This is a genomic window from Bacillus sp. AFS029637, assembly GCF_002584985.1.
Classification (GTDB): Bacteria; Bacillota; Bacilli; order Bacillales; family Bacillaceae_G; genus Bacillus_A.
In genome coordinates this window covers 1-16,094 of record NZ_NUPZ01000033.1, presented here as the reverse complement: position 1 = coordinate 16,094, position 16,094 = coordinate 1, and the positions used below count along the sequence as shown (strand labels likewise).

General features: G+C 36.3%; 14 protein-coding genes. 10 read left to right on the top strand and 4 right to left on the bottom strand.

The window, feature by feature from the left end:
- Positions 1 to 98: 98 nt before the first annotated feature.
- From COE49_RS17310 to COE49_RS17300, 3 genes are all read left to right on the top strand, one after another.
- Positions 99 to 359 (top strand): YgaB family protein, encoded by a 261-nt coding sequence (locus COE49_RS17310; RefSeq protein WP_000997587.1) that lies wholly within the window; start codon positions 99 to 101, stop codon positions 357 to 359.
- Positions 360 to 649: 290 nt separating this feature from the next.
- Entirely contained in the window at positions 650 to 1,180 is a 531-nt protein-coding gene (ntdP, locus tag COE49_RS17305) for a nucleoside tri-diphosphate phosphatase (protein ID WP_000506628.1), read from the top strand.
- A gap of 55 nt (positions 1,181 to 1,235) precedes the next feature.
- On the top strand, positions 1,236 to 2,996 hold the full coding sequence (locus COE49_RS17300) for an ABC transporter ATP-binding protein (protein WP_098945975.1): 1,761 nt from the start codon (positions 1,236 to 1,238) through the stop codon (positions 2,994 to 2,996).
- 14 nt (positions 2,997 to 3,010) lie between these two features.
- Here COE49_RS17300 and COE49_RS17295 read toward each other — a convergent pair whose 3' ends face one another.
- The 3 genes from COE49_RS17295 to hemL form a co-directional block, all read right to left on the bottom strand.
- Complete coding sequence (locus tag COE49_RS17295) at positions 3,011 to 4,099, bottom strand: aromatic acid exporter family protein (protein ID WP_088231701.1); 1,089 nt, start codon at positions 4,097 to 4,099, stop codon at positions 3,011 to 3,013.
- Between the two features lie 258 nt (positions 4,100 to 4,357).
- Positions 4,358 to 8,794 (bottom strand): glutamate synthase-related protein, encoded by a 4,437-nt coding sequence (locus COE49_RS17290; RefSeq protein ID WP_098945974.1) that lies wholly within the window; start codon positions 8,792 to 8,794, stop codon positions 4,358 to 4,360.
- A 199-nt stretch (positions 8,795 to 8,993) separates the two neighbouring features.
- Positions 8,994 to 10,298, bottom strand: coding sequence for a glutamate-1-semialdehyde-2,1-aminomutase (hemL, locus tag COE49_RS17285; protein ID WP_088231699.1), 1,305 nt, complete (start codon positions 10,296 to 10,298; stop codon positions 8,994 to 8,996).
- A gap of 121 nt (positions 10,299 to 10,419) precedes the next feature.
- On the opposite strand from hemL, the gene COE49_RS17280 reads away from it, so the two are divergent.
- The 7 genes from COE49_RS17280 to COE49_RS17250 all read left to right on the top strand — a co-directional run bounded on the left by COE49_RS17280 (position 10,420) and on the right by COE49_RS17250 (position 15,299).
- On the top strand, positions 10,420 to 11,433 hold the full coding sequence (locus tag COE49_RS17280; protein WP_088231698.1) for an ABC transporter ATP-binding protein: 1,014 nt from the start codon (positions 10,420 to 10,422) through the stop codon (positions 11,431 to 11,433).
- On the top strand, positions 11,426 to 12,217 hold the full coding sequence (locus COE49_RS17275) for an ABC transporter permease (RefSeq protein WP_088231697.1): 792 nt from the start codon (positions 11,426 to 11,428) through the stop codon (positions 12,215 to 12,217). The genes COE49_RS17280 and COE49_RS17275 overlap by 8 nt, the downstream gene beginning before the upstream one ends.
- Positions 12,218 to 12,221: 4 nt before the next feature.
- A complete protein-coding gene (locus tag COE49_RS17270; protein ID WP_088231696.1) occupies positions 12,222 to 13,007 on the top strand; it encodes an ABC transporter permease in 786 nt (261 codons plus the stop codon).
- Positions 13,008 to 13,079: 72 nt separating this feature from the next.
- On the top strand, positions 13,080 to 13,484 hold the full coding sequence (locus COE49_RS17265) for a potassium channel family protein (protein WP_088231695.1): 405 nt from the start codon (positions 13,080 to 13,082) through the stop codon (positions 13,482 to 13,484).
- A 43-nt stretch (positions 13,485 to 13,527) separates the two neighbouring features.
- Complete coding sequence (gene bcp / locus COE49_RS17260) at positions 13,528 to 13,983, top strand: thioredoxin-dependent thiol peroxidase (protein WP_088231857.1); 456 nt, start codon at positions 13,528 to 13,530, stop codon at positions 13,981 to 13,983.
- Between the two features lie 298 nt (positions 13,984 to 14,281).
- Entirely contained in the window at positions 14,282 to 14,710 is a 429-nt protein-coding gene (gene perR / locus COE49_RS17255) for a peroxide-responsive transcriptional repressor PerR (RefSeq protein ID WP_000237831.1), read from the top strand.
- Between the two features lie 169 nt (positions 14,711 to 14,879).
- Positions 14,880 to 15,299 carry a GNAT family N-acetyltransferase gene (locus COE49_RS17250; protein ID WP_088231694.1) on the top strand — a complete coding sequence of 140 codons (420 nt, stop codon included), beginning with the start codon at positions 14,880 to 14,882 and terminating at the stop codon, positions 15,297 to 15,299.
- Positions 15,300 to 15,491: 192 nt separating this feature from the next.
- Here COE49_RS17250 and COE49_RS17245 read toward each other — a convergent pair whose 3' ends face one another.
- Positions 15,492 to 15,848: a YgzB family protein gene (locus COE49_RS17245; RefSeq protein ID WP_088231693.1), complete on the bottom strand. Its 357-nt coding sequence runs from the start codon at positions 15,846 to 15,848 to the stop codon at positions 15,492 to 15,494.
- Positions 15,849 to 16,094: the final 246 nt, after the last annotated feature.

The following is a 16,094-nucleotide window of genomic DNA, read 5'->3' as shown; positions in this document are numbered from 1 at the left end:
GTGAACGACATAACTTCTAATAAGTCAACAAATGTAGTCAAAGGAGAAATAAGTTCACGATTAGAAATATGTAATAGGAATTTAAAAGGGGGTAAGTAATGAACGATTTTGATAAGTTGGTGGGAGAACAGTTGGAAACGATGGATGAGCTGTTAAAATTGCAATCACATTTAGAGAAATATCAGCAAATCGAAATGAGTGAAAAGGATACGTGCGATAAAAAAGACTTACATTTTATTCGCCAAGAAATATATAGAACAGAGGTAGCATTAAAGCTATTACATGAAAAATTCGAAAAGCAAACGAATAGTGTGATTAAATCTTTTGAAACTGAAAAAATGATTTCAAATTTAGGATAAGATATACTGTGTTTTCAGGTTAAAGGTCCTTCTTTACATGGAAATAAGGAAGGACTTTTTCTATTATCCTGATTGGTGAGTTCCAATAATCATTGCGGGGAGCTTGCTTTAATTAAAGCTTAACTTTATGAGTAATGCAGCGGAAGTCCACACCTCTTAAGAGGATTGGTGTATTCATTTTAAAAGTAAAGCTTTGTCGCTTTAGTTTTAAAATTTCGACAAAAAAGTTATAATAGAAAAAAAGTGAATGCAGTTCAAAGGGCATTTGCAGTTGAAAGAAGGGAGCATATATGGGATTTCCCAAAGAAGGAGAAAAAGTACAAATACATAGTTATAAACATAACGGCTCCATTCATAGAATGTGGGAAGAGACAACGATTTTAAAAGGGACACAGAGTCTTGTGATTGGAGCGAATGATCGTACAGTAGTGACAGAATCAGATGGCCGAACATGGATTACTCGTGAACCTGCGATTTGTTACTTTCATGCCAATTATTGGTTTAATGTGATTGGGATGCTAAGGGAAGAGGGAGTATACTATTATTGCAATTTAAGCTCACCTTTTGCATATGATTCTGAAGCATTAAAGTATATTGATTATGATTTAGATATTAAAGTGTATCCAGATATGACATATACGCTTTTAGATGAAGATGAGTATGAAAAACATAGTCAAATTATGCAGTATCCACCTGTTATTGACACCATTTTAAAACGAAATGTAGCACAATTAACGCAATGGATTCATCAAAGGAAAGGTCCATTCGCACCGGATTTCGTAGATATGTGGTATGAGAGATATTTAATGTACAGAAATTAAAACAAACCTGCAGGGAATTTCCCGGCAGGTTTGTCCTATTAGAGGGGGGGATTATGTGCAAGGAATAAAAAGATATTTACAATTTGTTAAACCATATCGGTGGCTTATTGCCGTTACGATTGTTATCGGTCTAGTTAAATTCGGTATCCCGCTTATCATGCCGTGGTTATTAAAGTATATTATCGATGATGTAATTCAAGGCGGAGGGTCACTTCAAGACAAAACGTCCCAATTAATAACAGCAATTGGGATTGCCTTTTTTATTTTTGCAGTATTAAGACCGCCGATTGAATATTATCGCCAATATTTCGCGCAGCGTATTGCGAATACAATATTATATGATTTACGGAAACATATTTTTGGTCACTTACAAAAGTTGAGTTTACGCTATTATTCGAATACAAAAACAGGAGAGATTATTTCACGTGTCATTCATGATGTAGAACAAACAAAGGATTTTGTAATTACTGGTTTGATGAATGTTTGGTTAGATACTGCGACAATTGCTATTGCCGTTATCGTAATGTTTTCTATGAATATAAAATTAACATTTGTTGCGCTATTAATTTTACCTATTTATGTAGTTGCAGTGAAATATTTTTTTGGACGTCTTCGAAAATTGACGAAAGAGCGTTCGCAAGCATTAGCAACGATGCAAGGATATTTACATGAACGTATTCAAGGGATGCAAGTGACACGTAGTTTTGCCTTAGAAGAGTATGAGGGCAAGCAGTTTGAAAAAAGAAACAATGAATTTTTAACGAAAGCACTAACGCATACAAGTTGGACGGCAAGGACATTTTCAGCAGTGAATACGTTAACGGATTTAGGACCGTTACTTGTAATTGGTTTTGCGGCATATGAAGTAATTCAAGGCTCGTTAACACTAGGGACTATGGTTGCCTTTGTCGGATATATGGACAGTTTATATAGTCCGCTCCGCCGTCTTGTTAATTCATCTACAACATTAACTCAGTCTTTTGCATCGATGGATCGAGTTTTTGAGCTGTTAGATGAAAAGTACGATATTGTTAATGTACCAAGTGCGGTACAAACGAAAAGATTACATGGGGAAGTTATATTTGATAATGTTTCTTTTCATTACAATTCAGATGAAAAAGAGATATTACATAACCTTTCGCTAACTATGTCGCCAGGAGAGAAGGTAGCGCTTGTAGGAGCGAGTGGGGGAGGAAAGTCGTCTCTCGCTAGTTTAATCCCACGTTTCTATGATGTTTCTTCAGGTGCCGTTTATATAGATGGGATAGATGTAAGAAAGTATGATATGAGGAATTTACGTAGTCATATTGGAATTGTACTGCAAGATAATTTGCTATTTAGTGATACAATTGGAGCAAATATTTTATATGGAAATCCGAAAGCTACAGAGGCAGAAGTGATCGCCGCTGCCAAAGCTGCGCAAATTCATGACTTTATTATAGAGTTACCAGATGGTTATGGTACTGTCGTTGGAGAACGTGGTGTGAAGTTATCGGGCGGACAAAGGCAACGTGTAGCAATTGCGCGAGTGTTTCTAAAGAATCCATCGTTACTTATATTAGATGAAGCGACTTCCGCTTTAGATTTAGAAAACGAACGATATATTCAGCAGGCGCTTCAGACGTTAGCGGCTGATCGGACGACGATTATAATCGCACATCGATTGGCGACGATTACGCATGTGGATACAATTATTTACATTGAAGACGGTGAAATTAAAGAAACAGGTTCTCATGAAGAGTTAATGAAAAAAAGGGGATTTTATTACAATTTATATCAACTTCAACATATAACAGAAACAGCTCCCTTAGCGTAAAAGGAGCTGTTTTTTTATTCGTCTTCTTTTTTATCGTCGATTTGAAGTTCTGTTTCTGGTTTATGGTATGTGTAGAAGCTATCCACAAGTAAATCTAAATGCTCTACTTCTTCACTATAGTTAATAATTGCAGAAATAAGAGGGAAGAGATGTAGCCATGTTTTATATGCTTCTTCATCATCCTTGTTTTGATAATCCATAAAGATATCAATTAATTCTTGTTTACCCGTTTCAACTTCATCCAGCATTTCAACGGATTGTTGTTTCTTTGCTTTACCAATAAATTTTAATAAAACTTGTTCATGATAATGCGTTAATGAGTCAAGTTCGTTTTGAATAGATTCTTGAAATTCTTCTGGCATATAGCGCAGTTCATTTTCAGTACGATGTAATGACTTTAAAGTACTTAAAGCACGACTTGTTGTCGCTAACATTTGCCTGAATAAAACGAGCTTACGAATTTTTGCGAACTTTACTTTTTTCGTGTAGCTTCTTTCTTCTTTATACAGCAAATAGTAATGGTTTAGTTTGATCATTTTTTCTTTCATACGATCAATATCAGTTTTTAACGTTGTAAAGTCAGAAGCTTGCCTGCTATTCATTCGAATCCATTTCACAATTTCTTCTGTATTATCAACGATACGATGATAAAGTTTTGTTTCGTATTTTGGCGGCATAAATACTAAATTTACAAGTGAAGCCGCAATAATTCCGATCATAATCGTCGCGAAGCGAAGTAAGGCGAAACTAAAGAAATCTTCACCTTGATACTCCATAATGGCGATAACTGTTACTAAAGCGATTGATATTGTGTTTTCTAATCGTAATTGTAATGTAAGAGCAATTACTAATATACATGTTAATCCAATAATAAAAGGATTATGTCCAAAAGCAGTAGCAAATACGATAGCGAATACCGCACCAATGACGTTTGCTTGAATTTGTTCAAGAGCAGTTAAATACGAACGGTATACAGACGGTTGAACAGCGAAGATAGCTGAGATTCCCGCAAATACCGGACTCGGTAAGTGAAGTAAAATACAAGCAAATAAAGCTAATGTGATGGCAATACCCGTTTTTAAAATGCGAGCACCAAGTTTCATACCCTAAATAAGATCCTTTCTCTTGTCATAATGAATGTACAACATGATACTATACATTCATTACAATATGTTAGCAAGTGATATTTTAGTGACGTTAAAAGAAATTAAGATTCATTTTATAATTTTTCCTAATTCTTTTTAAACATCAATTTTTAGTAAAAAAACCTGCTGAATTTCAGCAGGTTTCAAATTGTTACTATAGATTACTATGAGAAGTGTACTTCGTCAATTTTTTATTGAAAGTGAAAAGGGTGTATATCACTCTGTTGAGATAGACGGATCAGCCTGTTCTTTTTTCGGGATAATTTCAAAAAACTGATGCTGAATATCATCTAATAATGGTGTTAATAAAGCAACTTCTTCGTATTGCTCGTGCTCGTTTAGTACACGAATATAGTCTAGCAATAATTCATTCACATCTTGCACACCATGTTTACTAATTGCTTGTAATGTAACATTAGCCCCTTTTGCGATTCTTCTTTTTAAGGTCTGTTCTGTTAAACCTAAGTTTGAATCATGACGTAAATAAACAACACCGCCAGTCATACCAGCACAAATCCACGGACCAGGGTCTCCTAAAACAAGTGCTCGCCCATTTGTCATATATTCAAAAGCAAAACCTTTAATATTCGAATATACTCCAATGTTTCCTTGTTCTTTTTCGCGGAGTGGTTTTGTCATTCTGCCGCCAATAATCATATCTGCTCCAGAAAGGCGAATACCAGCGCGAGCGTCGGCGTTACCTTGCACATAAAGTGCCCCTTTTTGTGCGCCATATCCAAATCCTTTTCCGACAGAACCGTTATAATATACGCCATCTTTTCCTTTTGCTTTCGTGATATAAATACCACCGCCAAAGGACGTTTTGCCAATGCCATCTTGCGCACCGCCATTTACGTGTATAAATAAGTTCTCGCTATTGTAAGCACCTAATCCATTTCCTGGAATGGAGCCGTTTGTATACTTTAATGTAAGTGGTTCAAGTTGAGTAGCTTCATATAGTTTACTACGAACGCGATAACAAGATTCTAGACCACCCATAACGCGTTGTTCTACGCCAACGCCTACTAATTCTTTTGAGTGAAGAGAATGGACTGTTTCAAATTGTTTTTCCGGTACGGCTTCTGTTTTTGTAACAGATGGATATTCTATCGTTTGCAGTAAATTACATAGGTCTAATAAATCTTTGCCACGAGCTTGCTTTAATAAATCGGAACGCCCGACAATTTCTTGTAAATTTGTATAACCAAGCTGCCCTGTTAAACGTTTTAGTTCTACGCCAAAAGTGGTGAATAAATGTATTAAACCAGTAACTGCACCTTCTAATTCCCTTGGGACGAAACGGCGTAGCCCATGTTCTTTCGCTTGCGCTTCAGATTCAATTTGTGTTGCAATTCCAACATGACAAGTATCTAAATGACATCCGCGGCAAGTTGTACAGCCAATTGCAATCATTGATAATGTGCCAAACCCAATACGGTTTGCTCCAAGGAGTATAATTTTCAAGGCATCACTTACACTTCGAATACCACCATCTGCCCAAATTTCTACTTTATGTCTCATCCCTGCTTCTAGTAGAGCGTTGTGAGCAGCTTTCACACCAATTTCTACTGGAAGACCCACATGTTGCAATGCATGAATACGCGCAGCACCTGTTCCGCCATCAAACCCGCTAATGTTAATGAAATCAGCACCAGCTTTTGCGATGCCAACAGCAATTGTTCCGATGTTAGGAACGACAGGAACTTTTACGGCTACTTTTGCAAGTTGATTAGCCGTTTTAATTTCGGTAATCATTTGAGCTAAGTCTTCAATTGAATAAATATCATGGTTGTTAGAAGGTGAAATTAAATCTGATCCAATTGTAGCATTACGTGCTTCGGCGATTTTGGCTGTTACTTTTGAACCAGGCAAATGTCCACCTTCACCAGGCTTTGCTCCTTGACCAATTTTTATTTCAATTAAATTTGATGAATTTAGTAGTTCGGCGTTTACTCCAAATCGGCCAGATGCAACTTGTTGTCCGCGTGTATGTGGGTATTTACCGATCATATCTTTAATTTCGCCGCCTTCACCGTTCAAACTAATCATATTTAGTTGATCGGCAGCTTCTGCATACGCACGAAAGGCAATTTCATTTTGAGAACCAAATGACATGGAACTAATAATAAATGGTAGATCATGATTTTGGATTCTAATGGATACGTCTTCAGTTGGAACGATATGTTCTGCTTGTTTCGTTTGAACAAGGTGTCTGATTGCGATTGGATTATTGTTTTCTAATTCACTTAACTTTTCGCGGTAATCATCATAAGGATTTCCCTTTGCAACATCGCCAATGGCTTTCCAAATCCGCGGGAATATGTGAAATGATTTTCGCATTCTAACTTTCGGATTGTTATAATCATCTGCGCGCATTCTTGCATCTTCAGCAAGTGATTCAAGTGAAAAAGCTAAATCATTTGAACCGAGGAAATTTGTAATTTGTAATATATTTGCGATTTCCTCATGTAACCCAATAGATGAATAGAGACGTCCGTAACCACGTAACTCATGAATTCCGATTGTTGAAATGACTTTCTCTAGTCCTTTATTAAGGGCCGTATACAAATTCATAATTGGTGTTTTTGTTCCATCATTTACGGTTGCGAACAATAAATATGGATTAATACTGTCTGCTCCTAATCCGTATAGCGTGACGATGTCATGTAGGGAGCGCAGGGCACCAGAACGTATAACGAGAGAGCAGTTGCGGCGCAATTTATTTTCACTTAATGCTTGATGTACTTTCGCGGTAACTAAATGCGGATCAATCCACAATTGTTCATTTAGATGGGCTTTCGCGTCATCTAATACTAGTAGAGAAGCGCCGTTGTTAACGGCAGCTATCGCTTCAGAACTAATACGGTTTAATGCGCATTGCAAAGTTTCTGGCGAGCTGAATGTAGCAGAGATTGTAGTGATAGAGCTATGAGTCATGAATAGCTCTGTAAGTTGTTCGTACGTAATTGTGTGTAAATCTTCTGCAATGGATTGTGCCACGCTTCCTTCTAAAATAATGGGGGAAAGCATCTCAACTACAAATGGCTGTTTCACACCACTTAATAAACTTGGGCGTTCTCCAAGTACAGTACGTGTGGAGAAGTGTTCAATTTCACGGTCACGGTCAATTGCTGGGTTTGTAACGACAGCTACGCTTTCTTTAATAAAGTCAGCAATATTTCGTCTATCCGTATCAAGTGCGGCAAGTGGTGAATCGTGCCCCAGTGAGCGAATTGGCTCAACGCCTTTTGTTGCCATCTGTTCAAGGAGTTGGATATGTTCTCGATCCCATCCAAAAGCAACGTATTGTTTCGTTTCAACTTGAACAGAATCACATAATCCCTGGATTTTTTTCGTTTCAGGAGTAGATAAGTTTAAATGATAATCGGTAGTATTAACTCGCTTTTTAAAACGGTTATATACTTGAGTTTGGTATTTGTCATATTCATAAAGAACAAGTTCATCTTGTTCATTCCATTTTAATCCGATTTTTTCTCCAGGAGCGAGTGGTTTTGGTTCTGCTACATATTCAGTTGGTGATACAACGCCAGGCTCAGAAGAGAAAATATAAGAGCTCTCTGTCTCCACTTTCCATACCGGTCGTAGGCCAAGGGAATCAACGCTGAAAACAGCTTCATCTTTAAAACGAGAAATGATGCCAGCTGGTCCTTGTGCAAAATGTCCCCAAGCTTCACGTATATACGTATATAAATCTTGTAAATGTGTTTCATAAAGTTTAATTTCATTAATAATTGGTGGAAATAGTATTTCCATTGCTTCAAATAAACTGTAGTCGTATTGAACAAGTAGAGTTTCTAAGGTGCGGTTTAAATCTTGGGAGTCACTGCCCCCAGCGGTAAGTGGTACATCAATCATTTCAGCTTGATCGCGTAATTTTGCAATTGTGTTAATTTCACCATTATGTCCGAGAATGCTAAATGGTTGTACACGAAAAAAATTAGATAATGTATTAGTAGAATAGCGGTTATGTCCTAATGTCATAGTTGAAGCGACAAGTGGGTGTTGTAAATCATTGTAATAGGCAACAAGTGTATCGCCAGCACCTAGAACTTTATATACAACGTGATCACGACTTAATGAAGCAACATGAATCGCTTCGTTTTCCTCTATTTTTATTGTGACAGAAAATAATGTTTGCTCAATATTGGCAACTTCATTTTCGGCGATCAGGGCAACTTGCCAAAATAAAGGTTCTTCTTGTTTACCAAGTGGACCGAGTGCATCGGAGTTTATTACATCGTCACTTTCGAAAAGGATTGCAAAGTTTTCGTTGTTTAGTTGTGTGCGAATATGATTTTTTAAATTAACTATATTTGCGTTTTTATTTAGAAAAAAATGTCCAACGATAAAGTGGGGATGATCCACGATCGTTGGATTATATCCGCTACTTTTTAGTTTTTCATTCCAAAGAGCTTTTGGTACATCAATGTGAATACCGATGCCATCGCCTTCTCCATTAATGAAACCAGCTCTATGATTCATTTTGACGAGTGATCGTATGCAAAGATCAATGTTTTCTTTTGTAGGAATTTTTCGTTTCTCCATAACGGAAACGATTCCACACGCATCATGTTCTGCATTTCTATAATCTCGAAATAAAGACGGTGTCCATGTATTTTTTTTATTGAGCATCCGTCAATCCCCCCTCTTATGAAAGTTTGAATAATCTTACTATTTCAGGCGTGAGCAGCCTTGTATACAAGGATAGTAAGGATGTAAAAGGAAAACAAAACAGATAATTATGAATAATTATACTATTAATAAGGAATTTATGAAATAGAAAAAAGGAAAAAAGAAAGATGTGCTTTCTTTTTTCCTTTTAATGATGGGGTTATTTATTGTTTGCTAATGCAGCAAATGCTCTGCCAACAGCTTCAATTGTATATTCAATATCTTCTTTTGTATGTTCTGTCGTTAAGAACCATGCTTCATATTTAGAAGGGGCTAAGTTAATTCCTTCTTGAAGCATAAGTTTGAAGAATCTACCGAACATTTCACCATCTGTATCTTGTGCTGCATCGTAATCTTCGATTGTATTTGTTGTGAAGTATACAGTTAAAGCACCTTTTAGACGGTTTAATGTAATATCGATACTATGTTTAGTCGCTTGCTCTAAAATTCCTTTTTCAAGCATTGCACCAAGTTCATCTAATTTTTCGTATAAGCCTTCTTGTTGAAGAACTTCTAGACAAGCGATACCTGATGCCATAGAGGCAGGGTTTCCAGCCATTGTACCAGCTTGGTATGCAGGTCCAAGCGGGGCAACTTGTTCCATAATTTCTTTCTTACCTCCGTAAGCGCCAATTGGAAGTCCGCCGCCGATAACTTTACCAAGGGCTGTTAAGTCTGGTGTCACACCAAGTAAGTCTTGAGCACCACCATACATAAAGCGGAAAGCAGTAATAACTTCATCATAAATTACTAGTGCACCAGCTTCGTGAACGAGTTCATTTACTTTTTCAAGGAATCCTGGTTTCGGCTCTACAATACCGAAGTTTCCAACGATCGGTTCTACAAGGATAGCTGCTACTTCGTGTCCCCATTTATCTAATGCCTCTTTTAAAGTGTCTACATTATTAAATGGAACCGTAATAACTTCTTGAGCGATACTTTGTGGTACGCCAGCTGAGTCAGGAGTCCCTAGAGTTGAAGGGCCAGATCCAGCTGCTACAAGTACTAAATCAGAATGTCCGTGGTAACAACCTGCAAATTTCATAATTTTTGTGCGGCCTGTGTAAGCACGAGCGACACGAATTGTTGTCATTACTGCTTCAGTACCAGAGTTTACGAAGCGGACTTTATCTAAAGCGGGCATTGCTTCTTTTAACATTTTTGCAAATTTTACTTCTAGTGCTGTTGGTGTTCCGTAAAGTACCCCGTTTTCAGCAGCTGTTGTAATTGCTTTTGTAATGTGCGGGTGAGCATGTCCAGTAATAATAGGACCGTATGCTGCTAAATAATCGATATATTTATTTCCGTCTACATCCCAGAAATAAGCACCTTTTCCGCGTTCCATAGCAACAGGAGCGCCGCCGCCAACTGCTTTAAAAGAGCGAGAAGGACTATTAACACCGCCAACGATATGTTCTAAAGCTTCTTTATGTAATGCTTCTGACTTTGTGAATTTCACTACCATTCATCTCCTTACAAAAATCTATGTATTATTCTAACATGTTTTTCGAAAAGACGTATTGTTTGTGATAGCGCAGGCAGTTGGGTAAACTATTCGTTGTGACATTTAGGAAGGGGGTCCGATTATGAAATCGGTAATTGAGGTACAAGGGTTACGTAAAGAGTTTACAGCCTATTCAAGTCGTCCGGGCTTAAAGGGTGCATTTCGCGATTTATTAAATCGTAATTATAAAATAGTACCAGCAGTAAATGATGTGTCTTTTACTGTAAAGCAAGGTGAAATGGTTGGTTATATCGGTGAGAATGGTGCTGGTAAATCAACAACAATTAAAATGCTTACGGGGATTTTGACTCCGACATCAGGGCAAATCACAGTAAATGGAATGAATCCACATAAACAAAGAGAAGAATTTGTAAGAACAATTGGTGTTGTCTTTGGTCAACGCTCGCAGCTTTGGTGGGACATTGCGGTACAAGAATCGTTTCGTTTACTAAAAAAAGTGTACGGTGTATCGGACGCTCAGTATAAGGAACATATGGAGCACGTAATTGAAACGTTAGATATTGGTCCTTTATTAGATAAGCCGGTTCGAAAGTTATCACTTGGTCAAAGAATGCGTTGTGAATTAGCAGCGGCATTAATTCATAATCCACCGTTATTATTTTTAGATGAGCCAACAATTGGACTAGATGTTCTTGTGAAATTGAAAATACGTGAATTTTTAAAAGAGATGAATGAACGTTATAAAACAACAATTTTATTAACAACTCATGATATTACGGATATTGAAGCTTTATGTGAGCGCGTTATCATGCTTGATGAAGGGAACATTATGTATGACGGTTCTTTAAATGATCTTCGCACGCAGTGGGGAGCAGAGAAAGAAATACATTTCCAATTTGTTGCCCCGGTTTCATATCAGGAATTATCAATGGTTATGCCTGATAGCCATGTCGTTTGGTCAAAAGCGAAAGAAGAAAATGCGTGGATTGCAAAAATACCAAATGAAGAAGTTATTATTTCAATGCTTATTGCTAAAGTAGTACAAGCCTTTCAAATTAAAGATTTAAAAATTAATGAAGTGTCTACAGAGGAAATTATTCGTAACATTTATGAAGAAGGTATTAGGCATGGGTAAGTATATTGAAATGATTCGAATTCGCTTTTTAATGATGCTTGCCTACCGTACAAATTATTATAGCGGGATTTTAATTTATACAATTAATATCGGTGCATATTATTTTTTGTGGCAAGCAATTTATAGCGGAAAAGAGAATATTGAAAGTTTATCTATTTCGCAAATGACTACGTATATCGCAATCGCGTGGATGGCACGTGCTTTTTATTTTAATAATATAGATAGAGAAATTGCGATGGAAATTCAAGAAGGCCGTGTGGCTGTGGAATTAATTCGTCCTTATAACTATTTAGGTATGAAAGTTATGCAAGGTCTTGGCGAGGGGATATTCCGTTTTGCATTCTTTTCCATTCCGGGCATGGTTATCGTTACGTTATTGTTTTCGTTGCAAATTACAACGAATTTTCAAACGTGGTTATATTTCTTCTTATCTTTAATATTTAGTTTTATTATTAATACACAAATTAATTTAATGACGGGAATGCTTACGTTCTTCCTATTTAATAATAGTGGAATCATGTATGCAAAACGCGTTGTGATTGATTTATTTTCAGGTCTATTATTACCAATTAGTTTTTATCCGTTATGGGCCCAAAAAGCAATGATGTTTTTACCGTTTCAAGCCATTAGTTATATTCCGAGTATGATTTTTTCAGAAGGTATACAGGGAAGTGAGTTGTATGAGGCGTTAGTATTTCAAGTAGTTTGGGCAATCGTACTTATTATTCCAATTGTACTCATGTGGAGAACGGCGCGAAAACGTCTAATTGTACAAGGGGGATGATGGGATGCTATATATAAAATTATTTTTACAATATGCAAGTCAATATATAAAAACGAAATTGGAATATAGGGGCGATTTTATCGTTGGATTACTTTCTGATTTATCACTCCAAGCGGTTAATTTAATCTTTATTTTAGTTGTATTTGGGCATACACAAGCGTTAAAAGGATGGAGCCGAGAAGAGGTAATCTTTATTTATGGTTTCTTTTTAGTACCGTTTGCCATTTTTTCAGCCTTCTTTAATATATGGGATTTTAATGATCGATACATTATTAAAGGGGAGATGGATCGTGTGTTAACAAGACCAATTCATAGCTTATTTCAAATTATATTAGAAAGAATGGAACTTGAATCTTTAATTGGAGCCGTTACAGGAATTATTGTAATGGCATATGCAGCAATGGAGTTACAGTTATCTTTTTACTGGTATGATTTCTTCTTATTTTTACTGATGGTAGGCGGAGGAGCGCTTGTATACGGCGGGATATTTGTTACACTTGCGAGTCTTGGTTTTTGGTCGGATGCAAAAAGTTCCATTATGCCGCTTATGTATAACATAGGGAATTATGGGCGCTATCCTGTTGATATTTATAATCGTGTTATTCGTTTTATTTTAACGTTTGTTTTACCGTTTGCGTTTGTTGGAGTATATCCAGCAGCATACTTTTTAAGAAAAACAGAGTGGAATAGCTATGCATTTGCAACACCACTCGTTGGTGTGATCTGTTTTACGATTGCAATCACTCTTTGGAATCAAGGGGTAAAAAGGTACCGTGGTGCTGGGAATTAATTATAGAAGCTTGTTCGTTTCTATGGGATAAATCAGCCGCCTATCTCATACATATAAAATGAGGTGGAGGACATGTTATGGGGATTTATTCTATTAATTGCAGCAATAGCTATTTTAAGAAGTGTCCAATTATTATGGAGTTCATATTCGGATTCAACGCGTTTTTTTTCGCTGTATAATTTAGCCTCGTTATTTTTGATTTATACAACAGTACTAATTGCGTTTGGGTTAAGTTATGTTGTATTAGAGGAAATGGGTTTTACAGTTTTGAAAGAAGATGGAGAAAGATTGACTGCTCACTCTTTTCAGCTTGTTGAAATCTGTTTATATTTTAGTGCAGTCACTTTATTGTCCGTTGGATATGGTGATATAGCTCCGATTGGAATAGGGAGATGGATTGCAATCGGAGAAGCACTAATTGGATATACACTGCCGTTTGCTTTTGTGATGAGGTCAGTAATAGACAATGAAAAATAAGGTAGCATTTGTTATAGTAAGGGAAAGAGAAGGAGTGATAACAATGATTACAGTAGGAGAAATGGCACCGGAATTTACACTAGAGGGAAGTAACGGAGAACAAGTTCGCTTAGCTGACTTTCGTGGGAAAAATGTAGTTCTTTATTTTTATCCGAAAGATATGACTCCAGGATGTACAACTGAAGCATGTGATTTTCGCGATGCTTATGGAGTATTTCAAGAGAAGGATACGGTTATTCTTGGAGTAAGTCCAGATTCAGCGAACAGACATCTGAAATTCATTGAGAAGCATGAACTTCCATTTGTACTTTTAGTAGATGAAGATCATAAACTAGCTGAATTGTATGATGTTTGGAAATTGAAAAAAAACTTCGGGAAAGAATATATGGGAATTGAACGTTCTACATTCCTTATTAATCAAGATGGTGAGCTTGTAAAAGAGTGGCGTAAAGTGAAAGTAAAAGGACATATTGAGGACGTTCTTTCTTATATAAAATAAGTATGTAGTGAAGATAAAATATATAGAAGTAAGGCAAGTGTCTATACATATTTATCCATTTTACATAAAGTGAAGTGTAGGGCATACCTCCTCAGATGATAGTATTCCAAGTGCGATTATGTCGCACTTTTTTCTATGCAAAATGTATAAAAAATAGGGAAAGATACATAAGAATAAGGCTATATACAAAAATAAACCACATACTTATAGTAGAAATATTGACGATTTATAAGAAAAGGAGTACACTATTTATAAGAATTATAAAATAATAATCCGTATAGAATCGGGGTGCATGACGGTGGTCAAAGAAGAATTAAAAGAAGCGCTAGAAATGCTGAAAAATACGGGTGTACGCATTACTCCACAGCGTCATGCTATTTTAGAGTACCTTGTGGAATCTATGACGCACCCAACAGCGGATGACATTTATAAAGCATTAGAAGGTAAGTTTCCAAATATGAGTGTTGCAACTGTTTATAATAACCTACGTGTGTTTAAAGAAGTTGGGCTTGTAAAGGAATTAACTTATGGAGACGCTTCAAGTAGATTTGATTATGTTACAAGTCAACATTATCATGTAATTTGCGAAAAGTGTGGTAAGATTGTTGATTTTCCTTATGGGGGCTTGGAACAGCTTGAAGAGGAAGCTGCGAAAACGACAGGCTTCGTTATTAATAGTCATCGCTTAGAAATTTATGGCGTTTGTCCAGAGTGTCATAAGGCGTAATATATAATAAAGAAAGAGGCTGACGGCTTTACGTCGACCTCTTTCTTTATTATATAAGAGTAGCGCCAGGCTAATACGGGTTTACAGCACTTAAGTTAGTAAGAGGGTTATATAAAAATGTGTCGAATTTACTTTATATTGCTGAAAATGAAGTCTTGGAGGACACGTTTTGAAGAGATATGAGATTAAAAATAACATTCCAACATTGGAAGAATACAAATATTTATGTGACGCTGTGGGGTGGACTAATTATATGAATTTTGAAGTGGTGGAAACATCACTTCAAAACTCTATTTACTGCATCACAGTCAATGATAATAATCGAATTATCGGTATGGGGAGAATTGTTGGTGATGGGGCTATCTATTTCTATATTCAAGATATAGTAGTGCATCCAGATTATCAAAAGAATGGTATTGGAAAGAAAATAATGAATGCTTTAGTTGAATACTTAAATCGGAATGCTCCCGATAAAGCATTTATTGGTTTGTTTGCATCACAAGGTAAAACGTCATTCTACGAAAAGTATGATTTTAAAAATTATGCGCCTAACATGACAGGGATGTTTACTGTCATTTCGAAAGAATAGACATAATGGGTTTTAGGAGAAGACAGTAAGCGATAGAAAGGTCAATACCCTTCTGTTAATTTTCTCCTCAATAAGCTAGCGGGAGCTTTAATACGAACGATAAAAAGGGTTGATTTCTTAACAAAGAAATCAACCTTTTTTAATGAGTTGAAACTTCTGTAGTGTTGTAAACTCGTACGTTCCTTGATATACCTATGATTTATAGCTTTTCTTATTATACTTCTCATCAAATTCTTTTCCTTCTAGATTTCGATCCATTGTTAAAGGTTGATTGCAGTGCATACATGCATCGACACGACCGAGCATTTTCGTTGGTTTATCGCAGCTTGGACAAATAATTTGTACAGTCTTCGTAGATAACATACCAATCCAGAAGTAAACGACAGTACTAGCGATAACAGCTAAAAAGCCAACCATCATAAATGTTGTCATAATAATAATGCTGTCACGGAAAAAGACTCCTAAGTATGCAATGAAGAGGCCGATAAATACTAAACTTAATGCAAAGGTCCGGATTTTATTGATTTTGTTTGAATACTTAATACTCATTCTCACCAACTCCTATAACAATAATATAACATAAAATTTAGAATTTTCACTTATGTGTAGGCGTGATAAAGAGATAAGATATGAATAGGAGGGAGATCGATAAAGAAATGAATGGAAGATATAAAGATTTTTAAAATATGTTTTGAAGCTTTTAACGGGATGTGAAATTTTTTTGTGAAAAGTATTGACCCTGTATGTACTGCATGATATATTAATAACCGTCGCCGATGCGGAAACGCAGAAAAC

Bases quoted from the DNA above. Each gene is read 5' to 3' on its own strand.
- COE49_RS17310 (WP_000997587.1), top strand. From the start codon at position 99: ATGAACGATTTTGATAAGTTGGTGGGAGAACAGTTGGAAACGATGGAT.
- ntdP (WP_000506628.1), top strand. From the start codon at position 650: ATGGGATTTCCCAAAGAAGGAGAAAAAGTACAAATACATAGTTATAAA.
- COE49_RS17295 (WP_088231701.1), bottom strand. From the start codon at position 4,099: ATGAAACTTGGTGCTCGCATTTTAAAAACGGGTATTGCCATCACATTA.
- COE49_RS17290 (WP_098945974.1), bottom strand. From the start codon at position 8,794: ATGCTCAATAAAAAAAATACATGGACACCGTCTTTATTTCGAGATTAT.
- hemL (WP_088231699.1), bottom strand. From the start codon at position 10,298: ATGGTAGTGAAATTCACAAAGTCAGAAGCATTACATAAAGAAGCTTTA.
- COE49_RS17280 (WP_088231698.1), top strand. From the start codon at position 10,420: ATGAAATCGGTAATTGAGGTACAAGGGTTACGTAAAGAGTTTACAGCC.
- COE49_RS17275 (WP_088231697.1), top strand. From the start codon at position 11,426: ATGGGTAAGTATATTGAAATGATTCGAATTCGCTTTTTAATGATGCTT.
- COE49_RS17270 (WP_088231696.1), top strand. From the start codon at position 12,222: ATGCTATATATAAAATTATTTTTACAATATGCAAGTCAATATATAAAA.
- COE49_RS17265 (WP_088231695.1), top strand. From the start codon at position 13,080: ATGTTATGGGGATTTATTCTATTAATTGCAGCAATAGCTATTTTAAGA.
- bcp (WP_088231857.1), top strand. From the start codon at position 13,528: ATGATTACAGTAGGAGAAATGGCACCGGAATTTACACTAGAGGGAAGT.
- COE49_RS17245 (WP_088231693.1), bottom strand. From the start codon at position 15,848: ATGAGTATTAAGTATTCAAACAAAATCAATAAAATCCGGACCTTTGCA.